Here is a 12,652-nt window from a genome sequence, read left to right on the forward strand (position 1 = left end):
CCGCCTGTTGGCTTATAATGCGCGCCGTTTTTTCAGGGGGTGATCATGAGCACAGAAGATCCACGCTTCGCCGGCGTTGCCCGGCTGTATGGCGAGCAAGGCCTGGAGCGCCTGCGCCGGGCCCACGTGGCGATCGTCGGTATCGGTGGGGTCGGGTCCTGGGCCGCCGAAGCCATGGCCCGCAGTGGTGTTGGCGAGATCACCCTGTTCGACCTGGATGATGTCTGCGTGAGCAACACCAACCGCCAGGCTCATGCCTTGGAAGGGCAAGTCGGACGGCCCAAGGTCGAGGTCATGGCCGAGCGCCTGCGGGCGATCAACCCGGCCTGTACCGTGCATGCGGTGGCTGACTTCGTTACCCGCGATACCATGATCGAGTACATCACTGAAAATCTCGATTGCGTCATCGACTGCATCGACAGCGTGATGGCCAAGGCCGCACTGATCGCCTGGTGTCGTCGTCGCAAGATCGCCATCGTCACCACCGGCGGCGCGGGCGGGCAAATCGACCCGACCCAGGTCCAGATCGGCGATCTGAACAAGACCTTCAATGACCCGCTGGCCTCGCGGGTACGCTCGACCCTGCGGCGCGACTACAACTTCTCGCGCAATGTATCGCGCAACTACGGTGTGCCCTGTGTGTTCTCCAGCGAGCAGCTGCGCTACCCCAAGGGTGATGGCAGCGTGTGCCTGCAAAAGAGCTTCGTGGGCGAGGGCGTGCGCCTGGACTGCGCGGGCGGCTTCGGGGCAGTGATGATGGTCACCGCAACCTTCGGCATGGTCGCGGCGAGCAAGGCGGTGGAAAAACTGGTGGGCGGTGCCCGACGGCCTTCGGAGCGGGTCAAGGCCGAGTAAGCCAGTGATTGCTCGCCGCCTGCCCCATCGGGCCGAGGGGCCAGGGATGACAGTGGCCTGAGGAGCCCTTTCACAGGCTTACCGGCGAAGAGCCCCCAGTCACTGACGGCCCGCCAATTCAGCCATTCGCTGCAATACCGCATGAAGGCCATTGGAGCGTGACGGCGAGAGCTGACGTTCCAGCCCCAACTGGGTAAACCAGCCGCGCAGATCGACCTGCGCCAGCTCCGCGCTGGGCAAGCCTTGCACCCGCACCAGCAACAGCGCCAACAGCCCGCGCAGCAGACGCGCGTCGCTACTGGCCTTGAAGTGCCACTGGCCGTCGACGTGCTCGGCCACCAGCCACACCAGGCTTTCGCAGCCGTGCACACGATGCTCATCGGTTTGCTGTGTTTCTGTCAGCGGCTCCAGGCGATCGCCCCATTGCATCAGTAACCGCGCCCGCTGCTCCCAACCCCGGGCCTGTTCGAAGTGCTCCAGCGCCTGGCTGGCGGCGGTAGGCAAGCTCATCGCAGCAGCTCCAGGCCTTGATCCAGGGCATCGAAGAACCGCTGCAGGTCGTCGCTGTCGTTGTACAAGGCCAGGGACACGCGAATCGCCCCCTCCAGGCCCAGCCCTTTGAGCAGTGGCATGGCGCAGTGGTGGCCGGCGCGTACGGCAATACCTTGCTCGGTGAGCAGATGAGCGATATCGGCATTGTGCACACCCTCTACCACAAAGCTCACCAGGGCCGCTTGTGGCGTGCCCAGGATGCGGATGCCTTCGCGATCGCCCAGGCCGCGCAGCAGGGAGTGATGGAGGCTGGTCTCATGGTGGGCCACGGCGGTGGCGTCGAGGCTGGCCAGGTAGTCGAGGGTCGCCCCAAGGCCAATGACTCCGGCGATCGGCGGCGTGCCGGCCTCGAAACCCAGCGGTGCCGGACGGAAACTGGCGCTTTGGTAGTCGGCCAGTTGCACCATCTCACCGCCAAATTGCCAGTGACGCAGCTGCTCCAGTGCCTGCAGACGGCCATAGAGCACACCGACGCCTTCGGGGCCATAGAGTTTGTGGCTGGAAAATACGTAGAAGTCGCAGCCCAGTTGCTGCACGTCATGGCGGCCATGCACAACGCCTTGGGCACCGTCGACCACCGTCAGCGCGCCTTGGGCGCGTGCGTGGGAGAGCAGGGCCGGCAGTGGCTGCCAGGTGCCCAGCACGTTGGATAGCTGGCTGACCGCCAGCAACCGGGTGCGCGGGCCGATCAGTTGCAGGGCTTGGTCCAGATCGATGCGGCCATGTTCGTCCAGTGGCAGCACTACCAGGCGCACACCGCGCCGTCGCGCCAGTTGCTGCCAGGGCAACAGGTTGGCGTGGTGTTCCAGGGCGCTGATTGCGATCTCATCGCCTGCTTCGAAGCGGTATTCCAGGCCATAAGCCAGCAGGTTGAGGGCCGAGGTGGCGCCATGGGTGAACACGATCTGCCGGGAATCTGCGGCGTTGAGCCAAGCGGCTACCTTGTCGCGGCTAGCCTCGAAGGCCTGGGTCGCCAACGCGCCAGGCAGGTGCTGGGCACGATGCACGTTGGCTGCGCCATGGCCGTAGTAATGGCTCAGGGCATCGAGCAAAACTTGAGGTTTCTGCGTGGTGGCGGCGCTGTCCAGGTAGGTCTGGTGCTGGCGTTGCAGGGCGGCGATGGCGGGGAAGTCGGCACGCCAGGGGGAGGGCTGGAACATGATCGCGGGGCCTGGAATGAAAAATCGGGACTGACATGACGTCAGCCCCGATCTTATCACTTCAAACCCGGGCAGGTTCTCAGTTGTGGGCGTGCAGCGCCTCGTTCAGCTCGATGGCCGACTTGTGGGTCTTGCACTCCACCGCGCCGTTGAGCGAGTTGCGACGGAACAGCAGGTCGGTCTGGCCGGCCAGGTCGCGCGCCTTGACTACCTTGACCAGTTGGTTGTTCTCGTCCAGCAGGTTCACTTTGGTACCGGCAGTGATGTACAGACCAGCTTCCACGGTGTTGCGGTCGCCCAGCGGGATACCGATACCGGCATTGGCGCCGATCAGGCAACCTTCGCCGACTTTGATGACGATGTTGCCGCCGCCGGACAGGGTACCCATGGTCGAGCAGCCGCCGCCCAGGTCCGAGCCCTTGCCGACGAACACGCCTGCGGAGACGCGGCCTTCGATCATGCCTGGGCCTTCGGTGCCAGCGTTAAAGTTGACGAAGCCTTCGTGCATGATGGTGGTGCCTTCGCCGATGTAGGCGCCCAGGCGTACACGGGCGGTGTCGGCGATACGCACGCCAGCTGGAACCACGTAGTCGGTCATCTTCGGGAACTTGTCCACCGAGAACACTTCCAGCAGCTCGCCTTTGAGGCGCGCTTCCAGTTGCAATTCGGCCAGCTCGCTCAGGTCGACCGCGCCCTGGTTGGTCCAGGCGACGTTCGGCAGCAGCGGGAAGATACCGGCCAGGCTCACGCCGTGTGGCTTGACCAGGCGGTGCGAAAGCAGGTGCAGCTTCAGGTACGCCTCTGGCGTGGAGGTCAGGGCGCCGTCTTCAGCCAGCACGGTGGCGACCAGCGGCTTGTGGCTTTCGGCCAGGCGGGTCAGCAGTGCGGCCTGGGCGGCGTCCACGCCCTTGACGGCTTCAGCCAACTGGGCGGCCTGGGCGTTGCTGAAGGCAATGGCCTGGTTGCCGCCTTCGTAGCCGAGGATCGGCGCGATGGCTGCGACCAGCTCAGCGCTCGGGGCGAGGACAGGCTGAGCGTAGAAGACTTCCAGCCAGGTGCCCTGGCGGTTCTGGGTGCCGACACCGAAGGCCAGGCTGAACAGGGTAGTGGACATGCAATTACCTCATGCGAATAAGGGGTTGAAGCGAAGGCGGTTCAGGCCAGTGCCGCGGCGTACAGGTCGGGCTTGAAACCCACCAGGGTGCGGTTACCGAGATCGAGCACCGGGCGCTTGATCATCGAAGGCTGGGCCAGCATCAGGTCGACGGCCTTGGCCTGGTCGAGATCGGCCTTGCTGGCGTCGTCCAGCTTGCGGAAGGTGGTGCCGGCGCGATTTAGGATCACTTCCCAGCCGTGCTCCTCGCACCAGCGGTTCAGGCTGTCGCGGTCGATGCCCTGAGTCTTGTAGTCATGGAAGGCGTAGCTGACGGCCTTTTCGTCAAGCCAGGTACGGGCCTTCTTCATGGTGTCGCAGGCTTTGATGCCGTAGAGAGTGTAAGCCATTGAATTCATCGGGGATCGTTGGCTTCCCCAATCCTCCCCATGTTCTCCCGAAAGTCAGTCGCCGGATTATGCGGCATCGTTCCATTGAGCGCCACGGCTGTGGTCGCGCAGGGTTGTCGCATCGAGAGGAGTAGCATTGTGTTACATATTGGCAGGGCAGCTGCGACTATCGTGCAGCGGCTCTAGGTAGCGGAGCACCGCTAACATATTGTTTCAAAGGCTATCTCGCCTGCGCTGTCGTTTGTCCGTTCAAAGAGGAAGCTTTGCCGATGCAGTCAGCCTATACCGTCCTAATCCTGCTGATGCTGGTGAGCTTGTCGAAATTGGTGGGGCGGGTGATTCCGCTGCCGCTTCCGCTGGTGCAGATCGGCGCCGGCGCTTTGCTGGCCTGGCCGACCCTCGGGCTGCACGTTGCGCTGGATCCGGAGTTGTTCCTGTTCCTGTTCCTGCCGCCCTTGCTGTTCGCCGATGGCTGGCGCATGCCCAAGCGTGAGCTTTGGCGCATCCGTGGTCCGGTGGTGGCGCTGGCAGTGGGCCTGGTGCTGTTCACCGTGGTCGGTGCGGGTTACTTCATCCACTGGCTGCTGCCCAGCATTCCCCTGCCGGTGGCGTTCGCCTTGGCGGCGGTGCTGTCGCCTACCGATGCGGTGGCGGTGTCGGCCATCACCCAGGACCGCCTGCCCACGCCGTTGATGCACATGCTCCAGGGGGAGGCGCTGATGAACGACGCCTCGGGCCTGGTGACCTTCAAGTTTGCCCTCGTCGCAGCTATCACTGGCGTGTTTTCCTTGGCCGATGCCAGCCTCACGTTCGTGCTGGTCGCTCTGGGTGGGCTGGGCGTGGGGGTGGTATTGAGCTGGCTGGTCGGGCGCCTGCGCATGTGGATGATCGCCCGGGGCTGGGATGACCCAGCGACCCATGTGGTGTTCATGCTGCTGCTGCCGTTCGCCGCTTATGTGCTGGCCGAGCGCCTGGGAGTGTCGGGCATCCTGTCGGCGGTGGCGGCGGGCATGATGCAGAGCTGGCTCGATCTGTTACCGCGCCAGACCAGCACACGTCTGCTTAACCGCAGCGTCTGGTCCCTGCTGGAGTTTGCCTTCAATGGCCTGATCTTCCTGTTGCTCGGGTTGCAGTTGCCGGACATCGTCAAGGCCGTGGTCACCGATGAAGCCACGGTGTGGCCGACCCTGGCTTGGCGCTGCCTGGACGTGGTCGCGATTTTCGCGGCATTGATCCTGTTGCGTTTTGTCTGGGTGCAGAGCATCTGGCGCGCCATTGGGGTCGTGCGGCGCTGGCGCGGCAAGCCTGAACTGGTGCTGCTGCCGACGGCTCGCTCCTGCTGGTTGCTGACCTTGGGCGGGGTGCGCGGCGCCGTGACCCTGGCCGGTGTGATGTCGATACCTTTGCTGATGGGGGCCGGCAAGGCCTTCCCCGAGCGCGACCTGCTCATCTTCATTGCCGCTGGGGTGATCCTGCTGTCACTGATTTGCGCGGTGATCACCTTGCCGATCCTGCTGCGCGGCGTTACCCGCAGCCCGGATGATCGCTTGCGCCAGGAAGTCCAAGAGGCTTGGCGACGCACGGCAGAAGCGGCGATCCACGCGCTGGAGGCGGAAGAAGTGATTGATGCCAACGCCGCTCAGGATGCAACCCAAGCCACCATGGCCACCGAGTTGAAGGCGCGTCTGATGGCCGAATACCGTGATGAGCTGGACAGCTACAACGACTCGGCAGAGGCCCGGGCCCTGGCCGAGCAGATGGACCTGTTGGAACGTCGCCTGCGTCTACGTGCGCTGCGCGCCCAGCGGCTTGAACTGTACAACCTGCATCGCCAGCACTTGGTGGGCGATGAAGTGGTGCGCCAGGTGTTGGGCGAGCTAGACCTCAGCGAGGCGAACCTGGGCCAAGTGCGCTGAGGACATCAGTCATGGGGATAGGCCAGGCGCATGAATGCCAGGTCTTTTCCGCTCAGCTGACTGTTCAGCCCAACTTCCCAGTCCCCCAAGGTGTAGGCCTGGGGAATTGGGTAGTGCATGACTGAGTCGGGGTCGTAGTCGGTCTTTACCAGGCCGACGTCGTCACGTGTGCCGATCATTTCCTCCATGACGTGCTGGTGCGTCCAGCCGGGCATCGCGGTGACGCTTTTCAGCACTTCGGGCAGGTTCCAGGGAATGTTTGCGCCAGGGTGCTGATGTTCGTGCTCCGCGCCCAGGGCGTGGCCGAATTCATGCAGCACGACGTGTTCGAAACTTGCCTGCGCCGGTACAACGTTCAGGTTCATGGTTTCGCCCCTGGTCGTCAGCGCGTCTGTGCCCACGAGCGATTCGTTGTGTATCAGCGATGGGTGGGCACGTACACGGATCTGTGCACGTGGGTCGTCATCCAGCGCAAGGTCGAGCGAGAGGTTGGCGTCGGATTCGTCCAGCCATTGGCTGGCCAGGTCGAAGATATCGGTTTTCAGGCGCCGGTCAGTCGAGCCTAGGAACGAGACCCAAAGGGTACGGCCCGGACGCCAGAGCTTGCCATGCACGCCAAGGGCGCGTTTACGGCGGTTGGCCAACGGTGCATTGCCAGCGTTGCGAGGGTTTTCGGCGATCGCCAGGGCATGTGCTTGGCGCATGTCCAGAGGTGCGCGCCGACGAGGAAAGATCAATGAGGTCAAGGGAAAAGCTCCGCTAGGTCAAAGATGCGGAGCTTTACCTGTTGCCGGTGGCTATTTGCGGTACTTATTGCTCACCGACAGTTCGCTGCCCGACGCGTCGCCTCTCAACGAGCCAGGAAGGCGCGAATCCGTTCTGCCGCCTCGATGCACTCGGCCAAGGGTGCGACCAGCGCCATGCGCACGCGGCCAGCGCCAGGGTTGACCCCGTCCACCTCACGAGACAGATAGGAGCCTGGCACCACAGTCACATGCTCGGCTTCGAACAGGTCGCGGGTGAAGTCGGCATCGCAGCCGGGCACCTTGGCCCACAGGTAGAAGCTGCCGTCGGGACGCTGAACGTCCATCACCGGCTGGAGAATGTCCAGCACTGCGTCGTACTTGGCCCGGTACTGGTCGCGGTTCTCGCGCACGTGGGCTTCGTCCTGCCAGGCCGCCACGCTCGCCAGTTGGGTCTGCACCGGCATGGCACAGCCGTGGTAGGTGCGATAGAGCAGGAATGGCTTGATGATCTTGGCATCGCCCGCCACGAAACCGGAGCGCAGGCCCGGCAGGTTGGAGCGTTTGGACAGGCTGTGGAACACCACGCAGCGGGCGAAGTCGCTGCGGCCCAGCTCGGCACAGGCGCTGAGCAGACCGGGTGGCGGCGCCTCTTCGTCGAAGTACAGCTCGCTGTAGCACTCGTCCGCGGCAATCACGAAGTCATGCTCGTCGGCCAAGGCAATCAGCTTTTTCAGGGTCTCCATTGGCACCAGGGCGCCGGTGGGATTGCCGGGCGAGCACAGGAAGAGGATTTGGCAACGCTTCCAGACCTCGACCGGCACAGCGTCGAAGTCAGGGTTGAAACCGTTGCTTTCCAGGCATGGCAGGTAATGCGGCGTAGCGCCCGCCAGCAGGGCCGCGCCTTCGTAGATCTGGTAGAACGGGTTGGGGCTGACCACCAGGCCGTCATCGGCGCGGTTGACCACGGCTTGGGTGAAGGCGAACAACGCCTCGCGGGTACCATTGACCGGCAGGATATGACGGTCGGCATCGAGCCAGCCGGCCGGTACACCGAAGCGTCGCTCGCACCACTGGCCGATGGCCTGGCGCAGGGCTGGCAGGCCGATCGTACTTGGATACACCGCCAGCTTGTCGAGGTTGTCGGCCATGGCCTGGGCGACGAACGCCGGCGATTCGTGCTTCGGCTCGCCGATCGACAGGGCGATGGCACGCTTGTCCGCCGCAGGCTTCACGCTGCCCAGCAGGGCGCGGAGTTTTTCGAACGGGTAGGGCTGAAGCTGGGTCAGGGCATGGTTCATCGGCGCAAGGTCTCGTCAATCTAATCGTTAAAAGGTCACGCGGGTCGGGCTGGCGTCGCTGGCTTGGCCAGCCTGCAACTGCTTGATGATGGCCTCCTGCAGACGAAGGCACAGTTGCGGGTCGGACAGCGGCTGGTTGTCGGCATCGGTAATGAAGAACACGTCTTCCACGCGTTCGCCCAGTGTGGCGATCTTGGCGTTCTGCAGCGACAGGTCGAACTCCAGGAAGATCCTGCCGACCCTGGCCAGCAGGCCAGGTCGATCGGGCGCGGTGATCTCGAGGATGGTCACCGGCCGCTGGGCGTCATTGTGGATGGTCACCTGGGGAGCGAAGGTGAAGTGCTTGAGTTGTCGTGGCACCCGACGCTGGATGATGGTCGGGTAGTCCTCAGGGTTGCGCAGGGCTTCGGTCAGGCCATCGCGGATCTGCTTGACCCGCTGCGGGTTGTCGCCGATCGAGCCGCCGTCGTTGTCCAGGACGATATAGGTATCGAGGGTGAACTGGCTGCTGGAGGTGATGATCCGCGCATCGTGAATGTTCAAGTTGAGCTGGGACATCGCGGCTACGGTCACGGCGAAGAAGTCGTGCTGGTCCGGCGCATAGATGAAGATTTGCGTGCCGCCTTCGAACTCGCGCTGGGTGGTTTCCTTGATCAGTACCAGGGGGCCGCCATCGGCTGGCTGCTGGAGGATCGCGTCGCTGTGCCAGGCGACGTCGGCGGCGGTGTGGCGCAGGAAGTAGTCGTCGCCCAACTGAGCCCAGAGCTGCTCCACGTCGTCCGGGTCGGTGCCTTCGCGGACCAGGATATCCAACGCCGCGGTCTGCGTCTGGCGGATCTGCTCCTCGCGGTCCAGCGGGTTTTCCAGGCCCCGGCGCAGGGCGCGCTTGGTCTCGGTGTAGAGTTGGCGCAGCAGGCTGGCGCGCCAGGAGTTCCACAGGCTGGGGTTGGTGGCGTTGATATCGGCCACGGTCAGTACGTAGAGGTAATCCAGGCGCGTCTCGTCGCCCACCAGCAGCGCGAAGTCGTTGATCACCTGCGGGTCCGAGAGGTCCTTGCGCTGGGCGGTGGTGGACATCACCAGGTGCTGCTGCACCAGCCAGACGATCAGTTTGCTGTCCCACGCCGGCAATTGGTGGCGCTTGCAGAACGCCTGGGCATCGACCGCGCCCAGCTCTGAATGGTCGCCCTGGCGTCCCTTGCCGATGTCGTGATACAGGCCGGCGAGGTAGATCAGCTCGGGTTTGGGCAGGCGGCCCATGAGCTTGCTGGCCAGCGGGAATTTCTCCGACACCGGGGTGTACTGGAGTTTGCGCAAGTGCTTGATCAGGTTGAGGGTATGGGCATCGACTGTATAGATGTGGAACAGGTCGTGCTGCATCTGCCCGACGATCAGGCCGAATTCCGGCAGGTAGCGGCCCAGAATGCCGTAGCGGTTCATGCGCCGCAGGTTGCGATGGATGCCGATTTCGCACTTGAACAGCTCAATGAACAGGCTGGTGTTGCGGATATCGTTGCGGAACTTGTCATTGATCAGGTGACGGTGTTCGCGCAACTGGCGCACGGTGTCGGCGCGCACGCCCTTGATCTCCGGGTGCTGTGCCATCAGCACGAAGATCTCCAGCATGGCGAACGGCGTGCGTTTGAACACGTTCGGGTTGACCGCTTCGATGTAGCCATCGTGCAGGCGGAAGCGAGCATTGAGCGGCTGGGTGGTGCCGCTGTCTTCGTCAGCGAGGATGACTTCCTCGAAGTGCTGGATGATGAGGTCGCACAGCTGGCTGATGCTCATCACCACCCGGTAGTACTGCTGCATGAACTGTTCGATGGCCCGCTTGGGGTTCTCGTCGCTGTAACCGAGCAGAGCGGCGACGCTGCGCTGATGGTCGAACAGCAGGCGGTCCTCGGCGCGCCCTGCAAGCATGTGCAGGGCATAGCGCACGCGCCACAGGAACGCCTGGGACGAAGCCAGCAGCTCGTTCTCGCTTTCCAGCAGGAAGTCTTCGCCGGCCAGGGCATGAAGGTTCAGGGTGCCGTACTGGCGGCGGGCCACCCAGAGGACGGTCTGGATGTCGCGCAGACCGCCCGGAGAGCCTTTGACGTTGGGCTCGAGGTTGTATTCGGTGTCGTTGTACTTGTGGTGACGGGCCTTGAGTTCGGCGCGCTTGGCCAGGAAGAACTCCTTGCTCGGCCACATGTGCTCGGTGCTGGTTACATCCAGCATGCGCTGGCGCAGGGCTTCAGGGCCGGCGATGGTGCGGCTTTCCATCAGGTTGGTGATGACCGTCAGGTCGGCGCGGGCCTGTTCGGCGCATTCATCGACCGTGCGTACGCTCTGGCCGACCTCCAACCCGATATCCCAGAGCAGCGTCAGGAAGCGCTCGATGGCGTCGCGGTACTGCTCATGCTCGGCGCTGTCGAGCAGGATCAGCAGGTCGATGTCCGACCAGGGGTGCAGCTCGCCACGGCCGTAGCCGCCGACGGCCACCAGGGCGATGCCGGCCTGGTCGCGCCAGTCGAACTGGTTCCAGGCCTGTTGCAGGATGTTGTCGACGAACCAGGCGCGCGCCTCGATGAGAGGGCGGATCTCGCAGCCTTCCCGAAAGCGCCGGTCGAGCACCGTGCCCGCCTGGCGGATGGCCTTCTTGAAGGCAGCGATGGGGCTAGCCTTGAGGGCCAGTTCCGCCTGGAACTGGCCGCGGTCGAACAGCTCGGGATCCACCTGGGTCATCGAGTCGCGTTCCTGTGTGATTGGCCCCGTCAGGCCGAGGTGCGCGGGAGGGTGTCGTCCTTGCGCAGGGTGAAGATCTCGTAGCCGGTAGCGGTCACCAGAATGGTGTGTTCCCACTGTGCCGAGAGCTTGCGGTCCTTGGTGATGGCGGTCCAGCCGTCGCCCAGCACCTTGGTGTCGGCCTTGCCCTGGTTGATCATCGGTTCGATGGTGAAGGTCATGCCTTCCTTGAGTTCCATGCCGGTGCCGGCGCGGCCGTAGTGCAGCACTTGCGGCTCTTCATGGAACACCTTGCCGATGCCATGACCGCAGAACTCGCGGACCACGGAGAAGCCATTCTTCTCGGCGTGCTTCTGGATGACCTCGCCGATGTCGCCCAGGCGGCAACCCGGCTTGACCAGCTCGATGGCCTTGTACATGCACTCCTGGGTCACCTTGGACAGACGCTCGGCCCACGGGGCGACGGTGCCGACATGGAACATACGGCTGGTATCGCCGTGGTAGCCATCCTTGATCACGGTGACGTCGATGTTGATGGTGTCACCGTCCTTGAGCGGCTTCTCGTTGGGGATTCCGTGGCAGACGACGTGATTGATCGAGGTGCAGATCGACTTGGGGAAGCCTTTGTAGTTGAGCGGTGCCGGAATGGCCTGCTGGACATTGACGATGTAGTCGTGGCAGATGCGGTCCAGTTCTTCGGTGGTGACACCGGGCTTGACGTGTTCCTCGATCATCTCGAGGACTTCGGCGGCCAGGCGGCCGGCGATGCGCATCTTCTCGATGTCTTCTGCGGTCTTGATGGTGACGGTCATTACGGGCTCTCTACGGCGCCGCGAGGGCGCGAACAAACGGGAAAGGCCATATTCTATCAGAGGGTGGCTTCAAACCTAGCATTGAGCTGCAAGCTGCAGCCGTCTGCATGCGATTTGCTTTTGCTTGTCGCTTGTCGATTCGAACTGTTCTGACTGGGTTCCGTTCGCTCGCGGTCTGTGGTATAAAATGCGCCGCTTTCGGGGGAGGTCCTCCGGAAGCTCAAACCCACACACGTGTCGACACGATGGCCTGGGTGCTCCGAGTCCGATGGGCTCGTGGGTTGGTCATTGGGATACGTGGAGGCCCAACCCGACTTATCAAGGAACTATCATGTCCCAAGTCAACATGCGCGATATGCTGAAGGCCGGTGTGCACTTCGGCCACCAGACCCGTTACTGGAACCCGAAAATGGGCAAGTTCATTTTCGGCGCGCGTAACAAGATCCACATCATCAACCTGGAAAAAACCCTGCCGATGTTCAACGACGCTCTGTCGTTCGTAGAGCGCCTGGCCCAGGGCAAGAACAAGATCCTGTTCGTCGGCACCAAGCGTTCCGCTGGCAAGATCGTCGCCGAGCAAGCTGCTCGTTGCGGTTCGCCATACGTTGACCACCGCTGGTTGGGCGGCATGCTGACCAACTACAAGACCATCCGCGCTTCGATCAAGCGTCTGCGCGACCTGGAAACCCAGGCCGAAGACGGCACTTTCGCCAAGCTGACCAAGAAAGAAGCCCTGATGCGCTCCCGCGACCTGGAAAAGCTGGATCGCAGCCTGGGCGGCATCAAGGACATGGGCGGTCTGCCTGACGCACTGTTCGTCATCGACGTTGATCACGAGCGCATCGCGATCACCGAAGCCAACAAGCTGGGCATCCCGGTCATCGGCGTTGTCGATACCAACAGCAGCCCTGAAGGTGTTGATTACATCATCCCAGGTAACGATGACGCCATACGCGCCATCGAGCTGTACATGACTTCGATGGCTGACGCCGTCATCCGTGGCCGCAACAACGTTGCTGGCGGCACCGAAGTCTACGCTGAAGAAGCGGCGGCACCAGCTGCCGAGTAATTGACGCCTGC

General features: G+C 63.2%; 11 protein-coding genes. 3 read left to right on the plus strand and 8 right to left on the minus strand.

Annotation, left to right across the window (positions count from 1 at the left end; translation table 11 throughout):
• The first annotated feature begins 45 nt into the window (after positions 1-45).
• A complete protein-coding gene (gene tcdA / locus DQ397_RS20345; RefSeq protein ID WP_043208901.1) occupies positions 46-855 on the plus strand; it encodes a tRNA cyclic N6-threonylcarbamoyladenosine(37) synthase TcdA in 810 nt (269 codons plus the stop codon).
• Positions 856-954: 99 nt separating this feature from the next.
• Here tcdA and DQ397_RS20350 read toward each other — a convergent pair whose 3' ends face one another.
• The 4 genes from DQ397_RS20350 to DQ397_RS20365 form a co-directional block, all read right to left on the minus strand.
• Positions 955-1,365, minus strand: a complete 411-nt coding sequence (locus tag DQ397_RS20350) for a SufE family protein (protein WP_043208900.1) — start codon at positions 1,363-1,365, stop codon at positions 955-957.
• On the minus strand, positions 1,362-2,567 hold the full coding sequence (locus DQ397_RS20355; RefSeq protein WP_043208898.1) for a cysteine desulfurase: 1,206 nt from the start codon (positions 2,565-2,567) through the stop codon (positions 1,362-1,364). The genes DQ397_RS20350 and DQ397_RS20355 overlap by 4 nt, the downstream gene beginning before the upstream one ends.
• A 79-nt stretch (positions 2,568-2,646) precedes the next feature.
• The gene (gene dapD, locus DQ397_RS20360) at positions 2,647-3,681 is read right to left on the minus strand and encodes a 2,3,4,5-tetrahydropyridine-2,6-dicarboxylate N-succinyltransferase (RefSeq protein ID WP_043208895.1); all 1,035 of its coding nucleotides are present in this window, start codon (positions 3,679-3,681) and stop codon (positions 2,647-2,649) included.
• 41 nt (positions 3,682-3,722) lie between these two features.
• The gene (locus tag DQ397_RS20365; RefSeq protein WP_043208893.1) at positions 3,723-4,070 is read right to left on the minus strand and encodes an ArsC family reductase; all 348 of its coding nucleotides are present in this window, start codon (positions 4,068-4,070) and stop codon (positions 3,723-3,725) included.
• Between the two features lie 269 nt (positions 4,071-4,339).
• Here DQ397_RS20365 and DQ397_RS20370 point away from each other — a divergent pair, with 269 nt between their 5' ends.
• On the plus strand, positions 4,340-5,986 hold the full coding sequence (locus DQ397_RS20370) for a Na+/H+ antiporter (RefSeq protein ID WP_043208891.1): 1,647 nt from the start codon (positions 4,340-4,342) through the stop codon (positions 5,984-5,986).
• A 5-nt stretch (positions 5,987-5,991) separates the two neighbouring features.
• Here DQ397_RS20370 and DQ397_RS20375 read toward each other — a convergent pair whose 3' ends face one another.
• The 4 genes from DQ397_RS20375 to map form a co-directional block, all read right to left on the minus strand.
• Complete coding sequence (locus tag DQ397_RS20375; protein ID WP_148921607.1) at positions 5,992-6,732, minus strand: peptidase M12; 741 nt, start codon at positions 6,730-6,732, stop codon at positions 5,992-5,994.
• 104 nt (positions 6,733-6,836) lie between these two features.
• Positions 6,837-8,030 carry a succinyldiaminopimelate transaminase gene (gene dapC, locus DQ397_RS20380; protein ID WP_043208888.1) on the minus strand — a complete coding sequence of 398 codons (1,194 nt, stop codon included), beginning with the start codon at positions 8,028-8,030 and terminating at the stop codon, positions 6,837-6,839.
• Between the two features lie 27 nt (positions 8,031-8,057).
• Positions 8,058-10,760 (minus strand): [protein-PII] uridylyltransferase, encoded by a 2,703-nt coding sequence (locus DQ397_RS20385; protein WP_043208884.1) that lies wholly within the window; start codon positions 10,758-10,760, stop codon positions 8,058-8,060.
• Positions 10,761-10,789: 29 nt separating this feature from the next.
• Positions 10,790-11,572: a type I methionyl aminopeptidase gene (gene map, locus DQ397_RS20390; protein WP_043208882.1), complete on the minus strand. Its 783-nt coding sequence runs from the start codon at positions 11,570-11,572 to the stop codon at positions 10,790-10,792.
• Positions 11,573-11,903: 331 nt separating this feature from the next.
• On the opposite strand from map, the gene rpsB reads away from it, so the two are divergent.
• On the plus strand, positions 11,904-12,641 hold the full coding sequence (gene rpsB, locus DQ397_RS20395; RefSeq protein WP_043208878.1) for a 30S ribosomal protein S2: 738 nt from the start codon (positions 11,904-11,906) through the stop codon (positions 12,639-12,641).
• Positions 12,642-12,652: the final 11 nt, after the last annotated feature.

Source organism: Pseudomonas sp. CK-NBRI-02, assembly GCF_008124495.1.
Lineage (GTDB): Bacteria > Pseudomonadota > Gammaproteobacteria > Pseudomonadales > Pseudomonadaceae > Aquipseudomonas > Aquipseudomonas guariconensis.

What these genes read in the sequence shown, in the direction of transcription:
- dapD (WP_043208895.1), bottom strand. Translation starts at nt 3,681, where the DNA reads ATGTCCACTACCCTGTTCAGCCTGGCCTTCGGTGTCGGCACCCAGAAC.
- tcdA (WP_043208901.1), top strand. Translation starts at nt 46, where the DNA reads ATGAGCACAGAAGATCCACGCTTCGCCGGCGTTGCCCGGCTGTATGGC.
- DQ397_RS20350 (WP_043208900.1), bottom strand. Translation starts at nt 1,365, where the DNA reads ATGAGCTTGCCTACCGCCGCCAGCCAGGCGCTGGAGCACTTCGAACAG.
- DQ397_RS20370 (WP_043208891.1), top strand. Translation starts at nt 4,340, where the DNA reads ATGCAGTCAGCCTATACCGTCCTAATCCTGCTGATGCTGGTGAGCTTG.
- rpsB (WP_043208878.1), top strand. Translation starts at nt 11,904, where the DNA reads ATGTCCCAAGTCAACATGCGCGATATGCTGAAGGCCGGTGTGCACTTC.
- dapC (WP_043208888.1), bottom strand. Translation starts at nt 8,030, where the DNA reads ATGAACCATGCCCTGACCCAGCTTCAGCCCTACCCGTTCGAAAAACTC.
- DQ397_RS20385 (WP_043208884.1), bottom strand. Translation starts at nt 10,760, where the DNA reads ATGACCCAGGTGGATCCCGAGCTGTTCGACCGCGGCCAGTTCCAGGCG.
- DQ397_RS20365 (WP_043208893.1), bottom strand. Translation starts at nt 4,070, where the DNA reads ATGGCTTACACTCTCTACGGCATCAAAGCCTGCGACACCATGAAGAAG.
- DQ397_RS20355 (WP_043208898.1), bottom strand. Translation starts at nt 2,567, where the DNA reads ATGTTCCAGCCCTCCCCCTGGCGTGCCGACTTCCCCGCCATCGCCGCC.
- map (WP_043208882.1), bottom strand. Translation starts at nt 11,572, where the DNA reads ATGACCGTCACCATCAAGACCGCAGAAGACATCGAGAAGATGCGCATC.